Annotated in this window: 20 protein-coding genes; 4 read left to right on the top strand and 16 right to left on the bottom strand. The window is 68.9% G+C overall.

The features are described 5' to 3' along the window. Positions 1-264 precede the first annotated feature (264 nt). From ACH4YP_RS40175 to ACH4YP_RS40230, 12 genes are all read right to left on the bottom strand, one after another. The gene (locus tag ACH4YP_RS40175; RefSeq protein WP_398496040.1) at positions 265-1,074 is read right to left on the bottom strand and encodes an AAA family ATPase; all 810 of its coding nucleotides are present in this window, start codon (positions 1,072-1,074) and stop codon (positions 265-267) included. After that, positions 1,071-2,630: a Mu transposase C-terminal domain-containing protein gene (locus ACH4YP_RS40180; protein ID WP_398496042.1), complete on the bottom strand. Its 1,560-nt coding sequence runs from the start codon at positions 2,628-2,630 to the stop codon at positions 1,071-1,073. The genes ACH4YP_RS40175 and ACH4YP_RS40180 overlap by 4 nt, the downstream gene beginning before the upstream one ends. Before the next feature lie 25 nt (positions 2,631-2,655). Then, complete coding sequence (gene cas6e / locus ACH4YP_RS40185; RefSeq protein WP_398496044.1) at positions 2,656-3,300, bottom strand: type I-E CRISPR-associated protein Cas6/Cse3/CasE; 645 nt, start codon at positions 3,298-3,300, stop codon at positions 2,656-2,658. Continuing rightward, positions 3,297-4,106 (bottom strand): type I-E CRISPR-associated protein Cas5/CasD, encoded by an 810-nt coding sequence (cas5e, locus tag ACH4YP_RS40190; RefSeq protein ID WP_398496045.1) that lies wholly within the window; start codon positions 4,104-4,106, stop codon positions 3,297-3,299. The genes cas6e and cas5e overlap by 4 nt, the downstream gene beginning before the upstream one ends. Beyond that, a complete protein-coding gene (cas7e, locus tag ACH4YP_RS40195) occupies positions 4,103-5,266 on the bottom strand; it encodes a type I-E CRISPR-associated protein Cas7/Cse4/CasC (RefSeq protein ID WP_398496047.1) in 1,164 nt (387 codons plus the stop codon). The genes cas5e and cas7e overlap by 4 nt, the downstream gene beginning before the upstream one ends. 259 nt (positions 5,267-5,525) lie before the next feature. Beyond that, the gene (gene casB / locus ACH4YP_RS40200; protein WP_398496049.1) at positions 5,526-6,170 is read right to left on the bottom strand and encodes a type I-E CRISPR-associated protein Cse2/CasB; all 645 of its coding nucleotides are present in this window, start codon (positions 6,168-6,170) and stop codon (positions 5,526-5,528) included. Continuing rightward, on the bottom strand, positions 6,170-7,705 hold the full coding sequence (gene casA, locus ACH4YP_RS40205) for a type I-E CRISPR-associated protein Cse1/CasA (RefSeq protein ID WP_398496051.1): 1,536 nt from the start codon (positions 7,703-7,705) through the stop codon (positions 6,170-6,172). The genes casB and casA overlap by 1 nt, the downstream gene beginning before the upstream one ends. 303 nt (positions 7,706-8,008) lie before the next feature. Beyond that, a complete protein-coding gene (locus ACH4YP_RS40210; protein ID WP_398496052.1) occupies positions 8,009-10,879 on the bottom strand; it encodes a CRISPR-associated endonuclease Cas3'' in 2,871 nt (956 codons plus the stop codon). A 2,042-nt stretch (positions 10,880-12,921) separates the two neighbouring features. Continuing rightward, a complete protein-coding gene (locus tag ACH4YP_RS40215; protein WP_398496054.1) occupies positions 12,922-13,134 on the bottom strand; it encodes a hypothetical protein in 213 nt (70 codons plus the stop codon). A gap of 184 nt (positions 13,135-13,318) precedes the next feature. Further along, positions 13,319-14,068, bottom strand: coding sequence for a transposase family protein (locus tag ACH4YP_RS40220; protein WP_398496056.1), 750 nt, complete (start codon positions 14,066-14,068; stop codon positions 13,319-13,321). A gap of 213 nt (positions 14,069-14,281) precedes the next feature. Beyond that, positions 14,282-14,917, bottom strand: coding sequence for a hypothetical protein (locus ACH4YP_RS40225; protein ID WP_398496058.1), 636 nt, complete (start codon positions 14,915-14,917; stop codon positions 14,282-14,284). A gap of 284 nt (positions 14,918-15,201) precedes the next feature. Further along, positions 15,202-15,540 carry a hypothetical protein gene (locus ACH4YP_RS40230; RefSeq protein ID WP_398496059.1) on the bottom strand — a complete coding sequence of 113 codons (339 nt, stop codon included), beginning with the start codon at positions 15,538-15,540 and terminating at the stop codon, positions 15,202-15,204. A 368-nt stretch (positions 15,541-15,908) separates the two neighbouring features. Between ACH4YP_RS40230 and ACH4YP_RS40235 the strand changes: the two genes are divergently transcribed. Genes ACH4YP_RS40235 through ACH4YP_RS40245 form a run of 3 tightly spaced genes read left to right on the top strand, consistent with a single transcriptional unit; the run spans position 15,909 to position 18,747 of the window. Then, a complete protein-coding gene (locus ACH4YP_RS40235; protein WP_398496061.1) occupies positions 15,909-17,099 on the top strand; it encodes an amidohydrolase in 1,191 nt (396 codons plus the stop codon). Between the two features lie 21 nt (positions 17,100-17,120). Beyond that, a complete protein-coding gene (locus ACH4YP_RS40240) occupies positions 17,121-18,167 on the top strand; it encodes a DUF5937 family protein (protein ID WP_398496063.1) in 1,047 nt (348 codons plus the stop codon). Between the two features lie 22 nt (positions 18,168-18,189). Further along, on the top strand, positions 18,190-18,747 hold the full coding sequence (locus ACH4YP_RS40245) for a hypothetical protein (protein ID WP_398496065.1): 558 nt from the start codon (positions 18,190-18,192) through the stop codon (positions 18,745-18,747). A 240-nt stretch (positions 18,748-18,987) separates the two neighbouring features. Here ACH4YP_RS40245 and ACH4YP_RS40250 read toward each other — a convergent pair whose 3' ends face one another. Beyond that, on the bottom strand, positions 18,988-19,932 hold the full coding sequence (locus tag ACH4YP_RS40250) for a hypothetical protein (protein ID WP_398496067.1): 945 nt from the start codon (positions 19,930-19,932) through the stop codon (positions 18,988-18,990). A 155-nt stretch (positions 19,933-20,087) separates the two neighbouring features. Between ACH4YP_RS40250 and ACH4YP_RS40255 the strand changes: the two genes are divergently transcribed. Next, complete coding sequence (locus ACH4YP_RS40255) at positions 20,088-21,572, top strand: NF041680 family putative transposase (RefSeq protein ID WP_398496069.1); 1,485 nt, start codon at positions 20,088-20,090, stop codon at positions 21,570-21,572. 107 nt (positions 21,573-21,679) lie between these two features. On the opposite strand, the gene ACH4YP_RS40260 is transcribed toward ACH4YP_RS40255, so the two are convergent. Genes ACH4YP_RS40260 through ACH4YP_RS40270 form a run of 3 tightly spaced genes read right to left on the bottom strand, consistent with a single transcriptional unit; the run spans position 21,680 to position 23,268 of the window. Beyond that, on the bottom strand, positions 21,680-22,609 hold the full coding sequence (locus ACH4YP_RS40260; RefSeq protein WP_398496071.1) for a LysR family transcriptional regulator: 930 nt from the start codon (positions 22,607-22,609) through the stop codon (positions 21,680-21,682). A gap of 21 nt (positions 22,610-22,630) precedes the next feature. After that, positions 22,631-22,963: a hypothetical protein gene (locus ACH4YP_RS40265; protein WP_398496072.1), complete on the bottom strand. Its 333-nt coding sequence runs from the start codon at positions 22,961-22,963 to the stop codon at positions 22,631-22,633. Continuing rightward, positions 22,960-23,268, bottom strand: a complete 309-nt coding sequence (locus tag ACH4YP_RS40270) for a transposase (protein ID WP_398496074.1) — start codon at positions 23,266-23,268, stop codon at positions 22,960-22,962. Before ACH4YP_RS40270 ends, ACH4YP_RS40265 begins: the two co-directional genes overlap by 4 nt. Positions 23,269-23,686 lie beyond the last annotated feature (418 nt).

Consider the following 23,686-nt stretch of genomic DNA (forward strand, 5'->3'; position numbering starts at 1 on the left):
CCCACTGGTGGCCGCCGCCATCGGCCCGCACCGCGTGGAGAACGGCAAGTTCGTGTTCGCGCACGGCGGCGGGGGGGGGGGGGGGGGGGGGGGGGGGGGGGGCGCGGGGCGGGGGGGGGGGCCCCCCCCCCCCCCCCCCCACGGCCGGGGCAACCTCGTCCCTGATACTCCAAGCCCGGCAGGTGCTGCTGAACGGCGCCTCCCCGCCCGTCCGTTCTGGGGCACCCACAGGCGGGTTTCGCTCCTGCCGGGGGAACGGTGCGGTCAGCTGCGTTGCGGGGTGTGGCGGGTGGTGGGGTCGATGCGGCTGAGTACCCAGCGGATGAGGTCCTTGCTGAGGGCGAGGTCGGGGTTCTCCTCGAGTGCGTCGTGGAGGAGGAGGGTGATTCTTGCCCAGTTCCGGAACGATCCGTGGCCGGCCATGTCATCGGCGTAGAGGATCAGTTCGGGCTGCGTACCGGCCCAGGTCTGCTGGTAGGCGGGGATGACGGCCTGGACTTCGGTCGGCGTGAGGGGGCTGAATTGGTACCAGTCGAGGATTCGGGAGTGCAGGGCCGGGTTGTTGAGGATTTTCTGCCGGGCGTTGCCGCTGCCGACGAGGATGATGGCCGCTCGGCGGGCGTCGTCGCCCCACAGGTTGCGGAAGTATTCCAGTGCCTTCGTCCCGAGTCCTTGTACTTCATCGATGAGCAGGACGCGGGGTTCTGCTTCGAGTGCGTCTTGGATCTGCTGGTCGCAGGGACCGACGGACTGCGGTGGTTCTCCCGGCAGGTCGAGGCGGCGCCAGAGCTGGGTTCGGATTTCGTTCATGTTTGCGCCGTTGTTGTAGCGCAGCCGGACGGTGGTTTCGGGGGCGCGGCGGCGTAGGACGGTGTGGACGGCGAAGGTTTTGCCGAGGCCGACGTGTCCGTGGATGCAGACCATGGCGTTGTGCTTGATGGCCTTGAGGATGCGGGCTTCGGTTTCGGCTACGGCTTTGGTGGCCATGGCGTTGGCTCCGGTGAGACCCAGGTAGTGGTCCTGACTGGGTGGGGGGAGCTGGCTGGGGCGGGGCGAGGTGGTGGGGGTGCTCACGGCTGGTCCTGGGGGTGTGTCGGCGGTTGGGGTGAGGGCGCGGTGTTGGGGTTGAGGGGAAGGGTCCATTCGGCGTCGGGTTCGGGCAGTTGGATGAGGTCGGGCAGTGCCTCTGCTACCGGGTCGAAGCCGTCGAGGGCCCGCAGGTGCTCGATGGCCTCTTCCTCGGGCATCACGTCCAGGGGCACGGGCGGGGCAGGGCGGGTTGCGGCGGCGTAGCGGGTGTTGCGGTTCTTCTCTGCCTTCTTCAGCTGGGTGCGCAGGCGGTCGGCTTCGCGTCGCCGGGCTCGTTTGAGGTTGAGTGTCTGTTCACGGGTCGCTTGTCCGGCCATGACGGCGGCGCCGAGGTGGCGGCCGGTTTGCGGGTCGTAGAGCTCGACGCGGTGATCGTGGTGCGGGAGGTAGCGCAGGTCTACCTTTTCGCCGACACGGCCGTGCATCCAGTCGGCGATGTAGTTGCGCTTGTGCCAGCGGACACCACCGTTGTTGATGACCAGGGGCTTGCCGTGGCGTTCGAGGGTGTAGGTGTGGAGATCTTCGGCGGTGACAGTGTCGATGAGTGCGGGGTCGGCGTCCCACGCTTGGCGGGGAGTCTGGCCTCCCAGGCCCCTGGGGGTGTTCTCGTGGTTCCAGCGGTGGACCCATTCGAGGACCCGGCCGACGAACGCTTCGAAGTGGAGCAGTGGTTGGTCGGGGTCGACGGGTTTCCCGCCGAGGAGGGTGGGTGCGTGGGTGTAGCCGGGCATGCCGGCGAACAGTGTCTTTTTGATGGCTCCGTTGACTGCTTCGACGTTGCCTTTGCCCTCGGGGTTGAAGGGGGGCAGCTCGATGATTTCGGATCCCAGGACGCCGAGTGCTTCCTTGACTGTGGCGCACAGGAATTCTTTGCCGCCGTCGACGCGCACATACGTGGGGATGCCGCCGAACGGCCCGTGGTGTTCGTCGATGAGGACGGCGTCGCGGATGGCGACGAGGACGCCTTCGCGGCTGGGACGTTGCGGGCTGATGGCGAGGCCGCAGATGGCTGAGGCGGCGCAGTCGACGAAGAAGGTGATCCATGGTTTGCGGATGTGGCCGTCGATGCGGACTTTGACGCTGGCTTCGACGTGGTCGGTTTCCCAGGCGTAGTTGCGGTGGTGGCGGTCGCGTTCACCGGACACGTCATAGCGTCGGCGGGCCTTCTCGCCGCCGCGGAGGCCGGCACGTACTCCGGGGGTGAGGGCTCTGTTCGCGGCGCGGTGGAAGGTGGGCAGGGACGGGACGGGGTGGCCGTCGGCGCGTAGTTCCCTCCATGCGGCGGTGGCGTTGCCGCGCCAGCGGGCCACCGCGTCGAGCATGAGCGGGGTGAGGATGAAGCAGGGTCGGCCTCGGGGTTGGTAGGTGCCGTTGTTGGCGCGGGCGTTGGCGAGCCAGCGGTCGACGGTGCGGGGGTCGACGCCGAAGGCGTCGGCAACACCGATGAGCCGGGAGCGGGTGAGCCGTTCTGACTTCTCGAGGGTGTAGAGGCGGTGGATGGCGGCAGCACGCAGGGCGTTCTGGTCAGGGATTTGCGGCATGACGGATGTGTTTTCTGGTCGGGGGTCAGGCGGGGGCAAGTGAGAGAAGGCCGGCTCCGTAGGTTTTTGCCCTGCCGATGCCGTTCTTCAGTGCGTGGGTGAGGAGGCCGGTGTCGGTGATGCGGGCGAGGCCGTCGAACTGGGTCAGCCTGAAGTAGGGGGCCGAGCGTGCGAGGTGGGTGCGGGGGAAGGGCCTGGGGAGGGAGGAGATGGTGACGGGTTCGAGTCCGGCGTCTGTGGCGCGGCGTTGCCACCAGGCGATGGCGTCGTCGCCGGTGAGGTGGGTGATTTTGCCGCGGCGTTTTCCGGTGACGGGGTGGGGTGTGGGATTGCCTGCGGAGCGTGCGGTGGTGGGGGCGGCGGTGATGCGGTAGCGCATGGTGCGCCCGGGGGTGAGGAAGTTCAGCAGGGGGGTGAGGTCGATGGTGCGGGCTGTGCCGTAGCTGGTGGGCAGGGCGGTGAGGTCGGGTGTGTGGGCTGTTTGCACGAGAAGGGTGGGGCCGGGTCCGGGTTCTGTGCGGAAAAGCAGGCCGGCTGTGGCCCGGGGGGTGGGGCCGGCCTGGTCGGGGACCAGGCGCATGAGGGTCTTGTGGAGGCTGTTGACGTCGGCGAGGTCGGCTCTGGCCGCTGCGTGGTGGGGGTCGATGGTGATGTGGGTGAGGCTGGTCATGCGGGTTCTCCGTGCACGTACGTGGTGAGGGCGTCGATCGGTCGGGGTCCTGCGCAGAGGTGGGCGGGCAGGGGCTCGGTGCTCATCCACAAGGGGCGTGGCAGGTGGCGTCGGGCATGGCGGGTGAGGTTGGTGGGTTCGCTGGTGCTTTCCCGGTCGGGCGGGGTGGCGGGGTCGGCGCCGGGGGGCGGGTGTTCCCAGACGAACGTGGTGGGCACATGGGTGTCGGTGGAGCCGGGGGGCCGGTTACGGGTGAGGGGGGTGCGGGTGAGAAGTTCGTCGACGGGGTCGGGGCTGCCCGCGTTGAGGACGAGGGGTTCGTCGGGCAGGCAGACGCGGCGGCCGAGGAACAGTCCGAAGCGGGGCCGTTCGAGGGTTTCGGCGATGTGGCTGATGAGGAGGTCGGGTCCTTCGACGGCGACGGTGAAGACGGCGCCGGTGAGGTAGTCGCGGTGGGAGACGAGCGTGGAGGCGGTGAGCTTGCGTCGGGTGCCGTCACCGGTGAGGAGGCTCTGGTCTTTGGGGTGGCCGCCGCCGACGGTGTGGAAGTCTCGGTACAGGGTGCCGGGCTGGTCGACGCGGATGGTGAGGGTCAGGTCGCGGTGGCTCGGGGAGGTGGTGTCGCCCGGTGCCCGCAGGTGGGGGTAGGGGTCGAGGGCGTGTTCGCGGGGGCGGCCCTGGGCCGCGGCGAACATGCCGATGAGTGAGGAGCGGGTGGGGAAGGCGCACGTGTCGCGGTAGTGGAAGACGCCGCGTTCGCCGTAGGACTGCAGCAGGCCTGCCAGGCGCAGGACAAGGCCGGTCACGGCCGGTCTGCGGGGGTCAGAGCGGCGGTCGCGGCGGTGGCGCTGGCGGCGGCGAGGTCGTCGAAGGACGTGTGGTGGGTGCCGAGGTCCTTGATGGGCTTGGTGAAGGTCCCGGTATGTCCGTGGGCGACGAGGTGGCGGGTGCCGAGCAGGCGGGTGATGGTGGCGGCGTAGTCGGTGAGCGTCTGGCGGGCGGGGGCGGTGTAGCCGCCTTGAGGGGCGGCTTTGACTGGCTGTTCGAAGGCGGCGCCGTAGGAGACGGAGCGGCGGTCGCGGACGGCGTAGTGGACGAGGTCGGGGACGGTGTGCGGTGCGGTGGACGTTTTTTTGCCGCCCGGCATGCTCAGGATGAAGTGCTGGACGAAGAGCTCGACGAGTTCGTTGACCGTGTCGGCGGGGGTGCCGGATCCGAGGTTGTGGTGGAGGTCGGTGATGTTGATGGTCGCGAAACGGTAGAAGACGCTGGTGGTCAGGAACGCGGTCTGGAGATGGGCGCTGCCCGGGTCTGCGTCCTGGGGCAGGTCTTCCACCGCGGTGAAGAAGTCGGGCTGCGGGTCGCTTTGGTGCACGGAGAAGGCGGGGGCCATCTGTACGGCTGCTTCGACGTGGCCGGCGGACAGTTCGGCGAGCATCCGCCCGAACAGGTTGATGCTCGCGGTGCGGCGGGTCAGGTGCGCGGCGAGGTCTTTGGCGGGCAGGACCGCGTCGATCTTCTTTTTGGGGGTGTGGGCGGCGAGTGCTTCTTCGAGTTCGGGGCGGTGTTTTTCGCACAGGGCGACGAGGTCGTCGATGACGTCCGTGGGGAGGAAGAGCATGGCCTGGGTGCGGTAGCCCTCCTTGTCGTTGTGCTTCAGGCCGCCCTTCTTGGCCGAGTGGACGATCTGTGCCGAGGCGAACGCGGCGAGGTCCTCGGGCCACTGGGCTTCCTGCAGTTTCCGGGTGACCAGGGGCGGCACCTCGCGGGTGCGGGCGGCGTGCTCGCCCAGGTCCTGTTCGACGTTGAGGCGGATGGGGCGCTTCCATGCCTGGGACGAGACGAGGGCCCGGATCGCGTTCCCGAAGGAGATGGTCTTGGGATCGCCGTCCGCGTCGCGGTTGAGGTTCGCCGCGGTCACAGGGTGGAGGATGTGCAGGTCGAGAAATCGTGCCGGGGTGTGCATGGGTGTGCTTCTTTCACTGGGGCGGCGGGCATGGCGCTGATACGGGCCCGCGAAGTACGGGGTGCCGTGGGCTGTGTGAAGGGCCGGGATTTGTCTGTGTGCCGCCGGCCGGTCCGGGCGGTCGGGCGGCCTGGGCGGTCGGGCGGGGCCCGAGGGGCACCGGACGGTTCCGGGGCATGGGTCGCCGTGGCGGCGTGCACCGGGGTGTCCCGGTGGGGAGCGCCGGCAGGGAGGGGCGGGGCCGGTTGGTGCGGGGGTGTCAGGAGCGCCGGGGTTCGGGGGTGGCGAGGTAGAAGGCGTCGCGCCAGCGCAATCCGACCTGGTCACGCTGGTGGGGGCGTTGCACCAGGTCGTGGAGGAGGACACCCCAGTCGGGGGTGATGCCGTCCTTCAGTAGTTGTGTGACAGGTGCGGGCAGGCGGCGGTGCAACTGGTCGTCGCTGAGGCGGGTCAGGACGCTCAGGAGATCCTCGGTGCGCTGCGCTCCGTGGCCGGCTCGGTGTACGGCGGTGGCGAGGGTGGCGCCGAAGTTCGGCCTGGCGAACCAGGCCGCCGGATCCGGCGGCGATGGTGCGGGGGCCGGTTCGACGGGGGCGACGAGGCGGACTCCGGGGTCGTCTCCCAGGCTCACGAGGCCGGCGTCGTCGTCCGGGTCGGGGCGCACGCCCGGGGTGTGGGCCTGGGGCCCGGCTGTCGCGATGAGGCTCGCGACGGTGTAGTAGGCGCGGCGCCCGGCGCGGCGTGCGGTGCGCCGGGCCAGGTAGCGGTCCATGGGGGCACAGTCCTCGACGGGCCGGCCCCTCCCTCTGCTGAGGCGGACGCGGACGCCGGGCTCGGCGCACAGGAGGTGGATGTGGGCGACGAACGCGTCGCAGGAGGCGCGGTGTTCGGCTGCGGTGGGCATCAGGCAGCCTTCCGGGGTGTCGAGGGCTGGCGGTAGAGGTCCCTGACGGCATGGGCAACGGCGCGGCCCGCGGAGGCGTGACGGATCCGGGCGGCTTCGGTGACCTCGCGCAGAGCGGCCGCGGCTGCGGCCGCGAAGGCGGCGGGTGCCCCGGTGCCGGGCTCGTCCAGAAGCCGCCAGAACACCGTCTCGGCCCTCGGCCAGTACCGGGTCAGAGCCTTGCCCGCCCAGGGGGGCTGCGTGGTGCGGCTGCGGGTGACGGTGTCCCAGGCCTGTTTGGCGACGGTCGCCAGCCGGTGCGCTGCGTGTTCGGCCTCCCGGCAGCACTCGGCGATGCGCTGGGCTTTGACCGGGTCGTGTTCCTGGGTCCAGTTCAGCAGGGGTGGGGTGAGGGCGGTGTACCACTGCCGGTCGATGACCTTGCCGTCCTGGTCGAATCCGTGGACGCGGATCCGCAGGCTGCGCCGCACGGGTTCAGGAAGGTCGTTGAGGGTATCGAAGATGGCCGGCCGGCGGTGCGTGCCGTGTTCATCCGGAGCCAGGAGCAGTGTCTCCAGGTCGCGCCACCATGCGCGGGAGGCGTCGGCGCGGCGGATGGTGCGGCGCCGGGCGACGTTCTTGCGTTCGGGGATGAAGCGGTAGGCGAGGTAGGGGTCGGTGGTGATCTGCTTGGGCTGCTGTGTGGCCCAGGTGATGTAAGCGTCGGTGACGGTGGTTCCGCCCTGGCCAGGCACGAGGAGGATCGCGTGCCGGCTCAGTCCGGTCAGTTGCCGGCCGGGCCAGGTCGGCGCGCGGAGCGGGGCCTGCGGGTCGGGCGGTGCGGGTTCTTCCCACGGGCAGGCGTCAGCGCCGGGTGGCTGCTCGTCGCCGGTGAAGGCGGGGACACCGGTGAGGAGCGTTTCGTGCAGGGTGCGGCCCAGGGGGTGGAAGGACACGCTGGAGCGCAGTGGCCCGCTGGTCTGCTTCATGCTGGTGGCACCGTCCAGAGTGCGGGGGGTGCCTTTGCCGGAACGCCCGTAGTAGCGGTGGATGAGCAGGATCTGCAGGGCCTCGGCGGTGGGAACGGGTTCGGCGGTGTGATGGCTGTGCGGGCTGAACCAGGCCAGGTTGTTGCCGGCGGGGCGCCCGGGCACGAAGACGTTGATGCCGGTGCTGTGGGGGCACTGGGTGCGCAGCGAGGAGTCCTGCAGCCAGGGCCGGACCGGGTCGAAGACGTCCCAGCCGTGCTGGTCGAAGTAGGCGTGGACGGCGTCCGGATCGAAACGGCCCCGGACCAGGCAGCGGCGGCGCAGGGCGTTCCACTGGGAGGCTGTGAGTTCGGGGTCGTCCAGGCCGGTGATCCGGGCGGTGAAGACGGCCGCGACCCTCAGCAGCGCTGAGGCTGCCGGCGGGTGAGGCAGGGCGAGATCGTCGATGCGGTGGGCGTCCAGGAACAGGGTCCGCAGGCCCACTTGGTCGTACTCGTGACCGGAGCGGACGTCGATCCAGGGACTGTCGGCTGCGCTGAACGTGGCGGGCGGGGATAACGAGGGCAAGGGGGTGACTTCCGGAAAGAGGGAGGAACGTGAGGAGGCGGGGTGCGGGCAGCCGGGACCAGGGCATGTTCTCGGCTGGTTTGCTGCTGCGGGGCAACACGGCGACCGGGCCGAGCGCGGCCGGTGCTGTGCAGGGGACATCGCAGCGCCCTTGTGGGGCAGAGTGGTGTGCGATGTACGACCGGGCGTTCGGTGGCGTGCGGCACAGCGAATCATGTCGCCACAGCGCTTCGCGACCGGTGAGAAAATCCGACTATCGAAGGGTGGCGTGATGCTTTCAGCCCTGAGTATTACGTGCAGTGATCATTGATGGTCTTTGCGGTGCAGGAGGCCGAGTTCTTCGTCCATGCGGAGCCAGTGATGGCCGAAACGCTGTTCACTCTCCCGTGTTGAAAAATCAGTGGGCAGCAGCACGGTGTCGGCGAGAAGAGGATGCTGCTTCCAGCTTTCGGGCGGCTGATGCCGGTCGGAAGCGCGGGTGACCCAGGCGGCCGGGACAGGCAGTGTGTGTTCCAGGATGCTGCGCAGGTGGCGCCGGCTGAGGTGTTCCTGGTGCGGGAGCGGGAGAAGGCCGGCTGCGTCGAAGGTCAGGGTGCCCTCGGGGCCGCGGTAGCAGGGCAGCAGGCGGCGGGGCAGGATGCCGGGCCGGGTGGCCGCCTGGGCGGTGGTGAGGTGCTGACGGTGCAGGTCGGCCAGGGAAGAGACCCGTATCGCCGGGGGCGCCAGGTGGATCGCGCTGAGCTGCTGCTGACGACTGGTGCGCCTCTGGTGGGTGGCTGCCATCTGCTGCAGACGCGTCGTTTCCGCCGCGAAACCGGAGGTGACACCGTGGACCTGTTCGACGAGGGCCTGGACATCGTCAGGTACAAGAAGGGGTTCCTTCTCCAGGGTGAGGAGGAGCCGGGCGGTTTCGTGGAGGGTGACGGCAGGCTCGACCGTGCCCCACCCGGGCGGCAGAGCGGTCGCGCCGCGGGAGTTGACCGGGTTCAGCACCGTCAACGTCGGGCTGTTGTCACGGTCCCACCAGGCGGGGCGGCGGTCCTGCCCGGCCCACAGACGGGTGAAACGGCCCAGGCGCCCCAGGCGCTGCAGCAGGCGTGCCAGAGAAGCGAGATCGCTGACCATCAGGTCGACATCAAGGTCCAGGCTCATGTCGAGGAGGCTGGTGGTGACGAACACGAGGCGCGCCGGGCGCGGGCCGACGGGCCCCAGCCGGGTCCGGAGGTCTCGCAGCATGCTCTGCCGTCGCCACCCCCGGACCCGGGCGTGGACGAGGACCAGGTCGTGCGGCGGGCCGGTCCATGTGCGGCGCAGGTACTGGTAGGTGTCCTGCGCGTCGGCGACGGTCGCGCACACCACGGCCGCGCATCCGCCGTGGCCGGCCACCGGCTGGAGCGTGTCGGCGATCACGGCCAGGCGCTCCCCCCGGTCGACGGTGCGGCCGGCCTGTTCCAGGCGCCGGTAAGTGACCGGGCGGATGCGGATGTGAGCGGCCCTGCGCTGAGCGGCCTTTTGCCGGCCGTGGGCCGGTTCGGACATGCGGTGGGCGGTGGCGGTTGCCGCGTCCGCGAACAGCCACCCGGGGTAGCGGGGGGCGAACGAGGCACCGTGGAGACCAGTTTGGCCGGCTCCGGACAGGTAGGCCCGTACCAGCTCGGTGGCGGTGGACGCAGGCATCGTCGCCGACAGCAGGACAACCGGGCAGCTAAGGGCTCCCAGCCAGTGCAGCAGGCGCAGCAACTGGAGCTGGCTGAACGAGTCCAGCGCGTGGGCTTCGTCGACCACGACCGTCTTGCCCGACAGGGCCAGCATGCGCAGCGCGCTGTAGCGGACGGGCAGGACAGCCATCTGTGCCTGGTCGGTGGTGGAGACGGTGTACTGGGCCAGGAGCGCGTTGTCCCCTCCGCGCAGCCATCGGTCAGGACCGGCGATGCCCGGCCCTGACTCCGTCTCGTCGCCGGCCGCAAGATCGTCCGGGTCGTCGGTGAACGGGTTGTCGGGGGGGCCGTCCAGAACGGACATGTCCGCCGGGGACAGACTTCGGCCGGTGTAGGCCTCGTTGAGGTCGCTGTGGTGGTGCACCAGCATCACGGGGGCGTACTCGGGCCGGTGGGCTCGCACGTACCGGTCCAGGACCTCGTACGCCTGGTCGGCGGCAGCCGTGGCCGGGAGCAGCCACATCACCCCCTGAGTGCCACAGTGCTCGTTGAAGATCCGCGCCATCTCCAGGGCGGTCACGCTCTTTCCCGCCCCCATGGCATCCGTGACCACCGCGATGCCACTCCCCCGCTCGGCGACCAGCCGCGGCAACTCCTCCAGCACGGAGGCCTGAAGAGCGTTGGGTTCCTCAAGTCCCGGGTGGGCGGTGGTGAACGGGACCCGGTCCAAAGCGAAGCGCGTAAGTCCGAGCCGCTCGACCTCCTCCTCGGCCTGCCTGCGGGCGTGACTGTGGTGCTCGGCAGCCCCGAAGGACGGAGTGTCCGCGTTGGGCACCCAATAGCGGCGCTGGCTCGCGACCCGGTCGGCGACCATCGTCAGACCCGTGATCAGCACCGCAGCCTCGACCGACACCCGATCCGGAGCCTCGTCGACACCGAACAGGTGCCACAGCAGCCGGGTGTAACGGCGGCGCAGGTCCTGCCATACAGGCCCGCCCAGGGTGGCCTGCACCCGGTGAGCGGATGCCGCCCCGTCCACGTCGAGTTGCAGGAACCGGCCGTGGTGCCCACCCAAAGACTGAGCAGCACGGACAGCGGGACTGTCGTTACCGCCGACGGCGAATCCCAGCTCGCCCAGCAGATGCAGCCCCGCATGCATCGACGCGCGCGCGTGCGGCACGTGCACCACCCGCCCCATGTCCGCCAGCAGGTCCTCCCCCAGCCGTATGCGTACTGAGGGCTCAAAGAACTGCCAACTCGGAATTAGCTTTCCGATGTCATGCATGGCCGCCAGGAATGACACCAGCGAACGCGCATGCTCCTGCGAGACGTTGAACCCGGCGCTGATGACCTTACGTTGGCTCGAGGTCAGGAACCGGTCCCACAGCACCGCGGCCACCGCACCCACATCGATCAAGTGGAACAGCAGCGAATACACCCTCAGCGTCGCACGATCGAACTTCCCGCAGGGACGACGATCAACACCGTCGTACCGGGCGTCCTCAACAGCTCCCATCTCCACACGCTGCCACCTCGCGGAACCCACGACAACATGATCACGCAAAAGCAGAGCAATCAGCCTCGCGCCCGCTAGAATCCACGCTCTACCCGTACATCTCGTACGGCCTCAACCTCTGATGTGACATCATTTCCCTAGCCGGTCGCGAGCAAATGACAGGCAAAGTGCCCCAGAGTGCCCAGGCCAAGAAGGGTAGAACCCGCGCGAGCGGGAGTGACGCGAAGACGCGGTCGACGGCCTCGGCGAGGTGCTCGTAGAGCCCGCGCGAGCGGGAGTGACGCGACTCGGGCGACGACCCAGGCGAAGACGTCGTTGTAGAGCCCGCGGGAGCGGGAGTGACGCGTTCCCCGAGACCAGCCACACCGTTACGAAGACGTAGGGCCCGCGCGAGCGGGAATGACGCGATGTCGTCGAGATGGGGGCCGGTGATCTGGACGTAGAGCCCGCGCGAGCGGGAATGACTCGATCGCCGCCCTCTGGGAGTCGATCGGCTTCCGTTAGAGCCCGCGTGAGCGGGAGTGACCCGTGCCGCTGCCACTCCGTCGGCCACACCGGGTTGCAGAGTCCGCGAGAGCGGGAATGACGCGCGGTTGCGTGGACTCCGACTGACTGCGACCGTCTCTAGCGCCCGCGCAAGCGGGAGTGACTCGGCCATATACTCCAAGTTCACTTCGACGTTGGGGTAGAGCCCGCGCAAGCGGGAGTGACGCGAGTCTCTGCAGTGGTGGCGTATGCCCACCGAGGTAGAGCCTGCGCGAGCGGGAGTGACTCACCCTCCAGTCACACCAGCGACTCCGGCCGATAGTAGAGCCCGCGCGAGCGGGAATGTTCCGTCCAGAAGCTGGTTCGCGCCCTACAGGCGCGTATAGGGCCCGCGCGAGCGGGAGTGACTCGATCTGGCGGACGTCGTGGGGGTTGAGGTGGACGTAAAGCCCGCGCGAGCGGGAGTGACGCGAAGGTGTACAGCAGGGGAGCCTCGATCCGGACGTAGCGCCCGCGCGAGCGGGGGTGACCGACCTTGCCCCGGTCGACGACGATTGTCTCGGGGTAGAGCCCGCGCGAGCAGGGGTGACTCGATCGACGACACCGGAGGAGACATCACCGGAGCATGCGGTCCGCGCGAGAGGGAGTGGCCCATAGCCGAAGCCGTCACGCCGGGCGAACTCGGGGTAGAGCCCTCGCGAGCGGGAATGCCCCGTCCAGAAGCTGGTTCGCGCCCTACAGACGCCTGTAGGGCCCGCGCGGCGGGAGTGACTCGATCTGACGGACATCGTGGGGGTTGTGGTGGACGTAGAGCCCGCGCGAGAGGGACTCGATTTCTGGTCCTCAGTGTTCAGACGTAGAGGTACGGCCCGCGCTGGGCTGGAGTGGTCTCGAGGGCCGAGACCCGGCCGGCAACACCCGCACCGTAGAGCCTGCGCGAGCAGGAGTGACCCGACCGCCCTGACCGAACGGCCCCGCACGTTCCTGGAGAGCCCGCGCGAGCGGGAGTGACTCGATCCGTGACGCCAGCATCGGTTCACGCTTGAAAAGCCCGCGCGAGCGGGGGACACGGAACTCCAATCTTCGTCGTCGCAGGACTAGCGCGCGGGGCTGACGCGGGTTCGGCAACAACCTGGCCAAGTTCGCCGAGGCCATCCCTATCCGCCAGGTCAGCATGCCGACCGATAGGGAGCCGTCACGGCGGGGCACCCACAGCCCAGCGCGAAATCGAGTGGAGGCCATACTTGAAGAAGACCACCTATAGAGCAAAGACGCAGGTCACAGCCGCCCTCGTATTGTGATTCTCCTGGAGCTGAACAGGAAATTCTCATAGCCATGCGTCAGTCATTCTCGTCTAATGTCAGGAGCAACTCCCCCACTTCCCCTGCATACAGACGCTCCTGGTACTCATCGAGAATGACACCTGGGTGAGAACTTCACGAGACAGGACCGTGAGAGTCAGCACTCCGTGAAGCTCGGCGTGTTCCTTTCGAACGCAAAATCGAGGCGCGACAAGCTCACCGCCGACAAACTCCAGCAGCTCGCCGACCTCGGACTCAACTGGGCGGGTCCTCCTCCCGCCCGGTGACCGCCTCGGACTGGCGGGTCTGTCGCCAGGCGGCGCGGACCTTGCCCAGCGCATGGCTCTCCGGTACCAGGTCCAACAGCAGGGCCTCGGTGCCTTTCAGCACCTTGCGGCCGAAGTAATACACGGCCGCGGTCACGGCTGCCGCAGCCGACACGACGGGCAACACGAAGTCCAGGTTCATACAGAGCCACCTTCCAGGACGGCGGCCCGATGAGCCGGGTGCTGTGCGGGTCCCACTCTTCTGTTCTCCCCACGTCGGTCGTTCTTCGCGGGACCCTCACGACGAAGGCCCGTCCTGCCAGCGCGCATGGGTATCCATTTACGCTGACAAGAGCGGGCCACTCACCTCCAACTACTGAGGTCTTTCAGCGTTGCCGCTCCAGAGTGAGGACCGCTGCTGCGATTGACGTCATTCGATTCGGGCTGCACCGCGCTTTACGGAAGATCCGCCAGGACTTCAGACGGGCGACTCCGCCTTCGACCGGAGCCCGCGCCTTCGAGAGCGCCCGGTTGACGGTCTGTTGGGTGGGCGACAGTTCGCCTCCCGGAGGCCGTCTGGCCGGTGTGGTCACCCACGCGCCAGCACCGATGTAAGCGCGGTCGGCCAGGATCGGCACCCCTTGGCGCTCGCAGATCCTGATGATCCGATGGGCACGGGCCGCGGTCAGGTCATGGCAGCGCCCCGGCAGGGCCGGTGACAGCCACAGCACCTCGCCGCGTGGGTCGGTGACCACCTGCACGTTGACCCCGTGGCGGCGGTGCTTGGCCGAATAGTCGGCGCGGCCGTCGTCGAGGCGGTCGCACTCGGCCAGGGTGCCGTCGAGCAGGACGAATTCAGGGTCTGCCTCGGGCAGAACTCGCAGCAGACCGGGCGCGCGGGCGGCCAGGAGATCGATGACAGCGGTGGTGTAGGCGTGCGCGGTGCCGACCGAGATGCCGAACCCGGCGGCGATCTGCGCGAGGGGCTCGTGTTTGGGCAGGTACACCAGAGCGACCAGGGCACGCTGGTGGGGCGGGAGCTTGCAGCGGCGGTCACCCTCGCGGGTGACGATGAGCATCGTCAGCCACTCGATGAGCGCATGGGGCAGGTCGAGTGCGGCAGGATGAGGGACCAACAAGGCTCCTGCACCGATGGGTTGAGACTTCGAACACCTCCCTCAACGGCACGGGAGCCTTGTGCGTTGTGGCCACAGTGCCAGTCACCCGAACAGTGGCCACCCTGAGAAACCTTAGTGTCAGTTGAGGGGCTTGCGGACTTTTGTAGGTCCGGCGAGCAACGTTTACGGAGGGGAGCCGGAGCCGATACAGTGAACGAGTCTGCGTCCGCGTCATGCCTCCTGCAGGCTCGCCGCCAGCCTAACGACTGCGTCGACCCGCCTATTCAGCGCCACAAAATCCTCCGGCCAGCCCGCGTACCGCACGCACAGTTCCCGGTCGGCCATCGCCACCGACTCCACGTCCGGCGGCAGGCCCAGTCGGTGTACCTTCCGGTACTGCACCCGTGTAGGCGAATGCTCCTCGCGGAGGCGGACCAGGACCGTCATGCACCAAAAGGATTCCGCCTTGGGGTCCTCGCTCATGGCGCAGGCGATGCCCACCTGGACGCCCTCCCGGTAGCCCACGGCCAGCAGTGTGCCGCGGAAAAGCCGGCTCGCCAGCAGCTCCCGCCCTTCCCCGTCGGTGGTGAACGCCGACGAGTCGGTCTCGCAACGCCCCCCGTTGAGGCACGCCCAGGCGAGCAGGCACACGCGACTGCTCTCCCGCCGGTCCGCCTCGCGCTCATCGTCGCCCAGCGACATGGCGGCGAGCAAAACCCCGAACACGAGCGCGCTGGCGGGGAGGGGCACTATCCACTGCCACGGCAATCGCAAGAACAACTCGACGACGAGGAGTAGTACCGCCGCGAACCCTCCGAAGGCCGCACCCATCAACAGCGTGTCCCGCGTGTCGCCCGTAGGGCGCATATCCTACAGTAGACCACCGTTTGTCGTCAATTACCCTGCCCTGGATGGTTGTTGTGCCGAGGGCGGATGGTCGCGCAGCTTCGGTCCGGCAGTGCGGGCAGGGGGATCGGGCAGTTCCAGCAGCGTTCACCGGAATCAGCGCAGCGGCAGCAACACGCCCAGAGCTGACAAGAAGTGGCGGGGCAGGACCTCGACCACGTCGTGGTCGTCGAGAGCACCCAGCGGGCTGAGCGTCACAAGATCCTTTCTTAGGGCGGGTGTTGTTGGTCGTGGGCAGTGACGGATCAGCGGCGTGTGGCCGTATGTGGGGCAGCGGACGCCGGAGGAAGGGTGGCGGTGCTCCAGCGCGGGACGCTGCGGGTGCCGAGTGTCGGCGTCCTTCGGGTGCGGGCGCGCTGGATGTCGAGCGGGGTCGGAACCGAGGGCGCGGGCGGTGTGACGGGGGTGAGCTGGGCAGCCTCGCGCAGCCCAGGGAGCGTCGAGTCTCTCCAGCGCGGCGGGGGCGCCGGGTCGGACACGCTCTGGGTGATGGCCTTCACCAGGGCGGTGGGGTGTTGGTGGTGACGTACCAGCGGGGATACCTGTTCTCCGGTCACCATCCCGTCCGAGGACTGCAATTCCATCGAGTGCCTCCTCGCTCACGGTCCCGCCCCTCAGCCAGCTGCCCGCCTGCCGCAGGCGTCGCGCGCCATCGGCGCGGTGCTCCCGCACGAGTCCCCCCACCTGCATGGCCGCTTCCGTACGCCTCACCGGATCCCCTCCCGGTTGTGACCACCGCGAACCGTGCCCCCGCCGCCGATCGCGACGATCGTGGTGTCGCACGGCTCGACCGCACCGCTTCCGCACCGTGTCCATAGGAACCCATCTGTTCGTCCGGTCGGCGAGGGTTGCCTGGGACGCGGTAATCGGCGGCCGCTCGTGCCTGCCCGGCCGCAGTCTCATCTCGTACCTGACAGCACGTCACTCCGTGCGTCGTACGAGGGGAGTTCCCATGTCGTCCTTGAAAGCGTCCTCGGTGAAGGCGTTGTCCGCCGAACTGGCCGTGCTGCGGCCCCGCATGGACGCCGTCAGCCTGTCCATCCACGCGCATCCCGAGCTGAAGTTCGCCGAGTTCCACGCCCAACAGGTGCTGACCCGCTGGCTGGGCGAGGCGGGCTTCACGGCGACCACGCCCGCGGGCGGCCTCGACACTGCCTTCGTGGCCCTGCACGCGGGCAGCCGACCGGGGCCCTGTGTCGCCGTGCTCGCGGAGTACGACGCGCTGCCCGGCGTCGGGCACGGGTGCGGCCACAACCTCATCGCGGCCGGCGGGGTGGCGGCGGCCCTGGCCGTCGTACGGGCGCTGCCCGCGCACCCGGGCACGGTCGCCGTGATCGGCACCCCGGGTGAGGAGATGGGCGGCGCGGGCAAGGTGCGGCTGGCGGATGCGGGGGTCTTCGGTGGGGTGGACGCGGCGGTGATGTTGCATCCGGGGGACCGCTGGCTGACCGGCCGGCCCGGGCTCGCGGCGGCGCACCTGCGGATCGCGTTCACCGGGGTCGGCGCGCACGCCTCAGTCTCGCCGTGGCAGGGACGCAGCGCTCTGGCCGCTGCCCAGTTGTTCCTCAACGCCCTGGATTCGATGCGGCAGTTCGTGCCGCCGAGCGCCCGGCTGCACGGCATCGTCGTCGACGGCGGTCAGGCACCCAACGTGGTCCCCACGCGGGCCGCGGTCGATCTGTACGTCCGGGACCGTACGGCCGCGTCGGCCGGGGCGCTGGTGGAACGGGTGCGGGCCGCCGCGGCGGGGGCCGCGCTCGCCACGCAGACACAGGCTGAGGTCTCCGAGACCGGGCCGCTCTATGCGGAGCGACGCCACAACACCGTTCTCGCGGAGCGGTTCGCCGACGCGGTACGCGTGCTCGGCGCGGACATAGGGCCCTACGACCCCGACAGCCCCGCCGGGTCCTCCGACATCGGCAACCTCTCGCAGCTGATGCCGGTCATCCACCCGTATGTCCAGATCGCCGAAGCCGGTACGCCCGCCCACTCCGAGGCGTTCCGGGAAGCCGCGGCGACGCCCCTGGCCCACGACCGCACGCAGGTCGCGGCAGCCGGGCTCGCCGAGGTGGTCGCCGCGCTGCTCACGGAGCCGGACGTGCTGGCGGCAGCGCGGGCCGAATTCGAGGGGGTGGCGGTGTGAGGCCGCCGTACACTCCCGCTCATGTCGGTCGTCATAGTCCTGGAAGGCGCCGCCTGCGACCGGTTCACGGTCACCGTGTCCCCACTCGCGGAGCTGGCCGCCAGCCTGCACGTGCTGACCGGACACGCCCACCACACCGAGCACGCCGACTGGGCCGAGCGGACCACCACCGCCGCGCCGGCCGCCTTCCGGACCGGCCTCGGACGGTTCGCCCCGCTGTGGACGCCGCTGCGCTGGCGCGGATTCTATCCAGGGCTTCCCGCGCCGCCGGCGGAGCTCGCCGTGGACCACTTCGCCGAGCTCACCGCGTACACCTGCGTCAGCGGCTACCGCGCTTACCGCTTCGGCAGGGTGCTCCACGACCAGACACAGGCGCGTGCGCTGCGCGCGGCCGCGTCCGCGCTGCCGGATCCGCATTCTGCCCTCGCAGCGGACCTGCTGCGCGACCCGCAGGCCCTGCGCGCCGACGTCCTCGGCTTCCTCGATCTGTGCCGCCGCGTCTACTTCGACGAGTTGTGGACGCGCACCGAGCCCGTCCTGTCCCGGGCCGCACACCAGATGCGCCGACGGCTCGCGGACGAGGGACCCGAGGCGGCCCTCCTCTCGCTCAGCCCGTCCAGCGCCCGCCTGGCCAGCCCCGCAAGGGTCGTCCTCGACAAAGTGCACCACGCAGTGGTCAGCCCCGCCCGTACGCCACTGCTGCTGATCCCCACCCACTACGGCGCCCCGCACCTGCTGGTGAAGGACGAGCCCGGACTGCCCCCCGTCGTGCACTTTCCCGTCGACGCCCCTCAGATCGGCGTCACCCTGGCGCGCAGCCGCATGCTGGCGCTCACCGATCCGCGTCGGGTACGCCTGTGCCGCCTCATCGCACGCCAGGCGATGACCACCGCCGACCTGGCGGACCGGCTGTCGATGACCCGCCCGCAGGTCGCACGGCATCTGCGCACCCTGCGCGACCTGGGCCTCGTCCAGGGCGAGCGCCACGGCCGCTATGTGCACTACGGGCTCGACCTCACCGCCGTCGAACGCATCGGACAGGACGTGGCGACGGCTCTGCAGTACTGACCATGACCAGGAGGTGGCCCGCATGACGGACCGTTACCCGATCGTCTGCCACCGCGAGCTGCGGCCGCGATGGCGGCGGGACGCGCGGCTCGAGCGGCGCGACCCACTGATCGCCGGGCGCGATGAGGTTCTCGTGCACAACGTCAGGGGGGCGTACATGGTGGGGACGGGCGATCCCACTCGGCGTACCGCCGTGACCCTGGTCAATGTCCGCCCCGACAGGAGCGTGTTCGCCCGCTGGACGTTCATGGCATCCGGCCCTTGGAGTTTCTCCGTCACCGTGACGTTCCGCTGTACGGTCGTCGACCCCGCCGAGGTCGCACGGAGCCGGCGGGAGGGCACCCCGTGGGACGTGCAGGACATCCTCGCCCGGGACCCCAGGCCGTGGGGGCTGCAGTGGCAGTACTCCGAGGGTGCCGAGGACCGCCTGCGCCTGGCCCTGACCTCGCTGTTCCAAGCACAACCAGCCCACCGGGACATCGCCGGGGTGCGGGTGGAGTTCGCGCAGGCGAGTGTGGAGCTCGTGGAGGTCAGTGTGGTGACGCGACACGGGTCCGACGACGACTACACCGAGGCGTGAAGCATCGCAGTGACCGCCAGACGCGTACGAACCTGCCGCCTGACGGCACGATTCTGGGAAACGATCTCCAGTGAGCCGGGAAGCGATCTTCAAGCGGCCATTGGCGCCTCACGTCAGACGCACTCGTGAACACCCCAATTGGGGACCTGCCCAGCCAACGTGCCTCCCTGAGCTTGATCCTTAACGTCCCGCTGATTTTCGCGAGGTCAGGGTCATTGGTCAGAGCTGTCGAGAGATCTCCTACGAGCCGGTCCAGCGGACGGGGTGACCGGACTCATCTGTAGTGAGCCAGGTTCCGTCGCCCAGGGGCTGGATGTCGTAGGGGTTGTTGGTGCCGGCGTGGAACTCCGTGCGGACGTGGCCGGAGTGCGCGTCGACGCGGTAATGACGGACCCATTCCTGCTCGTCCTCGGTCTCACCGGTAAGCGTGACGATCAGCGTGTCCGGGCTGAGGTAGCCGCCGCTCCATTCCACATAGATCCGCTCGGGGTCGTGTCCGAAGGCGTCGACGGTGAGAGCGAACGTCACCTCGCCGTCGGGACAGGTGTGGACGGCGACGTCGGTCTGCTCGTGATGGACGGTCATGAAGTGGTTTCCGTCGGGTGCAAGGCCGATGAGACATCGGTCGTCCCAGGGGTATCGGGTGAGATCAATCCGGCCCTTGTCCAGGAACGCGCGGTAGATGGCCGAGCCGTCCTGTCCTTCGCCGACGTCGAGGAAGACGTGATCGTCGGCTGGGTGCCGTAGTTGCTGCCCGCCGTGTCCGACGGTTTCCAGGTCCACCTGCGCGAGGACCGTTCCGGCTTCGGCGTCGAAGGCCACCCACTGGTCAGCTCGGTTGCGCTCGGCCATGGCGTCGGGCCGGTAGACCCACACCACACGTTCGTCCCACGACAGCATGCAGCCGGGCCGGTGTCCGTGCTGCTGGGCTGACTGCGGGTCGAACTGCGAACGCCACACTTCGGTGCCATCGGCCGCGACGCAGACGAGCGCGTTGAGGGTCGTGTAGTAGGCGTGCTGAAGACCAGTGGCAATGGCGTGATCCACAACGTCGTCTTCGGAAGATAGCTGAAAGGCCATGACGGGCGACAAAATGCCCATGACACCTGTGGCCAGGTCGTAGACGCAGATGCGTCCGTCCACGAAGCGTGTGGTCAGGTGCAGGGAACGGAGGGGGCGGGCCATGCGTCGGAGGCTACTTCCCCAGCAGGCCCACGTCGCGGGCGGCCCTTCGTGACCAGGCAGACGCTCGTTCGAGTAATCGCCGGACGCGAGACCGGCTCCTCGTGACCCTGGTCCCTGCAAGGATTTCTGGGGAGTCCACGTAGAAGGCCGTGGTGATGCACGTGTTCCAACGCGTCGATGATCGGGACGCGTTCGCGGACCTGTCCCGTTTTCGGACTGGCTTCTACGGGTGTCTGCGTGCGCGGGCCGACGCGTTCTTCGAACTCACCGATGCCCTGCTGTGTGCGGACGGCCCGGTGCGGACCCCGGTGGAGCTGTCACTGACGGCCGAGCACCGCCGCGGGTACGGCTCGCTGTACGGAGCCCTCAACCGTGGCTGTCTTGATGTCGAAGCCTTGCGTGACCTGCTGATATCGCTGCCACTTCCGCGGTTCGACGGGCGGATCGTACTCACCGTGGACGTCTCGCCGTGGCTGCGGTCGGACGCCGCCTGCTCGCCGGAACGGCTGTTCTGCCTGGTCCACGGCCGCAACGGCCGCTCATCGGACCACGTGGTGCCGGGCTGGCCGTACTCGTTCATCGCCGCGCTCACCCCGGACCGCACCTCCTGGACACAGCTTCTGGACGTGGTCCGGCTGGGGCCCGCCGACGACGTCGCGGCCGTCACCGCCGACCAACTGCGGGTTGTGGTCGAGCGCCTGGTCGCGGCCGGCCAGTGGCAGGACGGCGACCCGAACGTCCTGGTCGTGATGGATGCGGGCTATGACGTGATGCGGCTGGCATGGGTGCTGCGCGATCTGCCCGTCGAGCTCGTCGGGCGCCTGCGCTCCGACCGGGTCCTGCGGCTGCCGAAGCCGCCGCGCGTCTACGACCCCAAGGGCGGCCGACCGCCCAAACACGGGCCGAAGTTCCGCCTCGCGAAGCCAGAGACCTGGCCGGAACCGGCAGTGGTCACAGTGAATGACACCTCCCGCTACGGCAAGGCTGAGGCCCGCGCATGGGACCGGGTCCATCCTCGGTTCACCCACCGCTCGGCCTGGATCGAACAAGACGGAGAACTTCCCCTGGTTGAGGGCACGTTGATCCGGCTCAAGGTCGACCGCCTGCCCGGCGACCGGGACGCGCCACTCGTCTGGCTGTGGTCCTCCGCCATCGGCGCCAACCCGGACGACGTCGACTTCATCTGGTCCTGCTACCTGCGAAGATTCGACCTGGAGCACACATTCCGCCTGTTCAAACAGTCCCTGGGCTGGACCCGCCCCCGACTTCGCGACCCTCAGGCCGCGGACCGCTGGACCTGGCTCGTCGTCGCAGCCCACACCCAGCTCCGCCTCGCACTCCCACTGGCAGCCGATCAGCGCAAGCCCTGGGAGAAGACCACCCGCCCCGGCACTGCACTCACCCCAACCCGGGTGCGGCGATGGTTCAGGAACATCCGCCCTCGCCTCGGCAGTCCCGCCCGCGCACCCAAACCTGCCCGCCCCGGCCCCGGCAGACCGCCCGGACTCCCCAACCGGCAGCGGCCCACCCGCTACGACGTGGGGGAAACCCTCAAGCGCCCCGAGACCTTGACCGAACGCGATCGAAACAGATCGCAGCGATCCCAACCTGCAACACAGAGAGTGACCGATCCAGGTTAAGGAACCAGCTGAGAAGCTGTGCCAGAACCCCTGAACTGTGACGCTCCGTGACTGGTGGCGCTGTGCGCCATCTATCGAATTTGCGGCACCTCGAAGCCTCAGATGCGTCAGATGGTTTCGCTGTAACCCTGTTTTGTGGCTTCTTGTGCAGCGTGCCGGATGGCTCTGATGGTGGATTCGGAACGTCTTCGCCGTAGCCAGGCGAGGGCGGATGTGGAGGGGGTGAGGTCGGCCACGTCGATGTATCTGATTCCTGTGCGTGGAAAGTACTCACGGGCGGCCTTCGGCAGGAAGCACATTGCCTCTCCGGCGGCCACCGTGTGCAGCAACGATTCCATGTCGGTGACTACCGGCCCGTAGCGGACGCGGCTGCCGTCGGGGCGGGGATCGACCGCCCAGAAGTCCCACCACAGTCGCGGAACCTGCTCGGGCATGTCGACCACCGGAACGCCGGAGAGCTGAGCCAGGGTGAGCCGGGGCAGGGTCGCCAGGGGATGCCCGGTGGAGAGGCAGGCCACGCGTGGCTCGGTGGCCAGGTGGTGCAGTTCGATGTCGTCCGTCACCGGAGGGCGGACGAAAACCACGTCGGCCTCCTGCTGTGCCAGCGCGGCCAGGTGGTCGCCGAACGCGAGGTTGACCAGCCGCACGGTTGCCCCGGGGTGGCGGTCTTGCAGGAGGCTGAGTACGGCACGGGTGTGCGCCATGGACGCCTCGGCTCCCATGGTTCCCACGACGAGCCGTCCGGAGACCTGTCGCAGCTGCGCGTCGGCTACGCGCCGCAGCCGGTCGACCGCCGCGACCGCCGCGCGGGCTTCGGGGAGCAAAACCTGCCCTGCCTCGGTGAGCGTGAGCGTGAGCGTCCGGCTCGTGCGCTCCACCACGCGTACCCCCAAGCGTTTCTCCAACTCCCTGATCTGCTGACTCAGCGCCGGCTGCGTGATGAACAAGCGCGCGGCAGCACGCCCGAAATGGAGTTCCTCGCTCAGCGTGAGAAAGAGCCGAAGCTGATGAACGCTCGGTTCCTTCGATACGGACACCCACACAGAGAAGCCCTCCTCTCACTCGAGATCGTCGTGCACCGGCGGGCCGGCCTTCCTGACCCGGCCGAGCTTCTTGCCGAACACGCTCCACCAGGGGTTGTCCCGGCAGATCCGCCACGCGGTGCGGTCCGCCATCCGGGCCCCGGCACCGCGTGCTTCATCGGCCAGGAAGCGGTAGCCGAACTCCGGATCCTCGAGGTGGGCGTCGAACAGCGCGTTCGCGCGATACGCCTCCGCCGGCACGGCGTCGGCCACCGGCTTGTCGAGCCAGCGGTAGTAGGGCTGTCTGGCGAGCCTCAACACCCGACACGTCACCGTGACGGGCATCCCGTCCCCGGCCGGCTCTTTCACGAGCGGGTAGATCCTTTTCCCGGCAGATGAGCCTGCGACAGATAGGCCGCCGCCCGGCGCAGGACCTCGTTCTCCTGCTCCAGCAGCTTGATCCGCCGACGTGCCTCCCGCAGTTCCGCGCTCTCCTGGCTGGTCACCCCGGGCTTGGATCCGTCATCGATGTCCGCACGGCGCATCCATTTCCACAACGTCATCGGGTGGACTCCGAAGTCGGTAGCCACCTGCTCGACCGTCACCCCCGGGCCACGGTTCCTCGCGACCCGCACGACGTCTTCGCGGAACTCTTCCGGATAAGGCTTGGGCACCGCGACATCCTTCCCACCCGCCCCACAGGGCAAGCCAGTTCAGATGCCACCCGATCGTGCGGCAGACCCCACCGCCCGGGAGAACTGGGGTACCGGCGTCCGCTTCAACAACACCCGCACACAGGTGTGACAGAGCACGGCAGTTTGCGAATGGTGCACAACGCCTTGCGAGCGTGTTGGCCGGTGGCTCTCTCACCGGTGCGGTAATCGTGCTGATCTCCTTCATGGCTTCGACACTTCGAAGATCAGCCGGTGGCCGTTCATCTAAGCGGGCGTCATCCCGGCCTCGGAGCAAACCCTCGGATCGGGTCGAACCCGTACACCTTCGCTATGGACTCAACCCCGCCCATGGCGCGTTGGCATCAGGCTGCCCAGACCCCTGAGTGGGACGCAGCCGAGCGGAAGGAGAAGTAGAAGC

The sequence above is a fragment of the Streptomyces sp. NPDC020747 genome (genome assembly GCF_044334695.1).
GTDB lineage: Bacteria > Actinomycetota > Actinomycetes > Streptomycetales > Streptomycetaceae > Streptomyces.

Excerpts from the sequence above, each read along its gene's own strand:
- ACH4YP_RS40235 (WP_398496061.1), top strand. The coding sequence starts at position 15,909 with ATGTCGTCCTTGAAAGCGTCCTCGGTGAAGGCGTTGTCCGCCGAACTG.
- ACH4YP_RS40210 (WP_398496052.1), bottom strand. The coding sequence starts at position 10,879 with ATGGGAGCTGTTGAGGACGCCCGGTACGACGGTGTTGATCGTCGTCCC.
- ACH4YP_RS40225 (WP_398496058.1), bottom strand. The coding sequence starts at position 14,917 with ATGCGCCCTACGGGCGACACGCGGGACACGCTGTTGATGGGTGCGGCC.
- ACH4YP_RS40180 (WP_398496042.1), bottom strand. The coding sequence starts at position 2,630 with ATGCCGCAAATCCCTGACCAGAACGCCCTGCGTGCTGCCGCCATCCAC.
- ACH4YP_RS40215 (WP_398496054.1), bottom strand. The coding sequence starts at position 13,134 with ATGAACCTGGACTTCGTGTTGCCCGTCGTGTCGGCTGCGGCAGCCGTG.
- casB (WP_398496049.1), bottom strand. The coding sequence starts at position 6,170 with ATGCCCACCGCAGCCGAACACCGCGCCTCCTGCGACGCGTTCGTCGCC.
- ACH4YP_RS40230 (WP_398496059.1), bottom strand. The coding sequence starts at position 15,540 with ATGGAATTGCAGTCCTCGGACGGGATGGTGACCGGAGAACAGGTATCC.
- cas6e (WP_398496044.1), bottom strand. The coding sequence starts at position 3,300 with ATGACCAGCCTCACCCACATCACCATCGACCCCCACCACGCAGCGGCC.
- cas7e (WP_398496047.1), bottom strand. The coding sequence starts at position 5,266 with ATGCACACCCCGGCACGATTTCTCGACCTGCACATCCTCCACCCTGTG.
- ACH4YP_RS40245 (WP_398496065.1), top strand. The coding sequence starts at position 18,190 with ATGACGGACCGTTACCCGATCGTCTGCCACCGCGAGCTGCGGCCGCGA.
- ACH4YP_RS40255 (WP_398496069.1), top strand. The coding sequence starts at position 20,088 with ATGCACGTGTTCCAACGCGTCGATGATCGGGACGCGTTCGCGGACCTG.
- ACH4YP_RS40250 (WP_398496067.1), bottom strand. The coding sequence starts at position 19,932 with ATGGCCCGCCCCCTCCGTTCCCTGCACCTGACCACACGCTTCGTGGAC.
- ACH4YP_RS40240 (WP_398496063.1), top strand. The coding sequence starts at position 17,121 with ATGTCGGTCGTCATAGTCCTGGAAGGCGCCGCCTGCGACCGGTTCACG.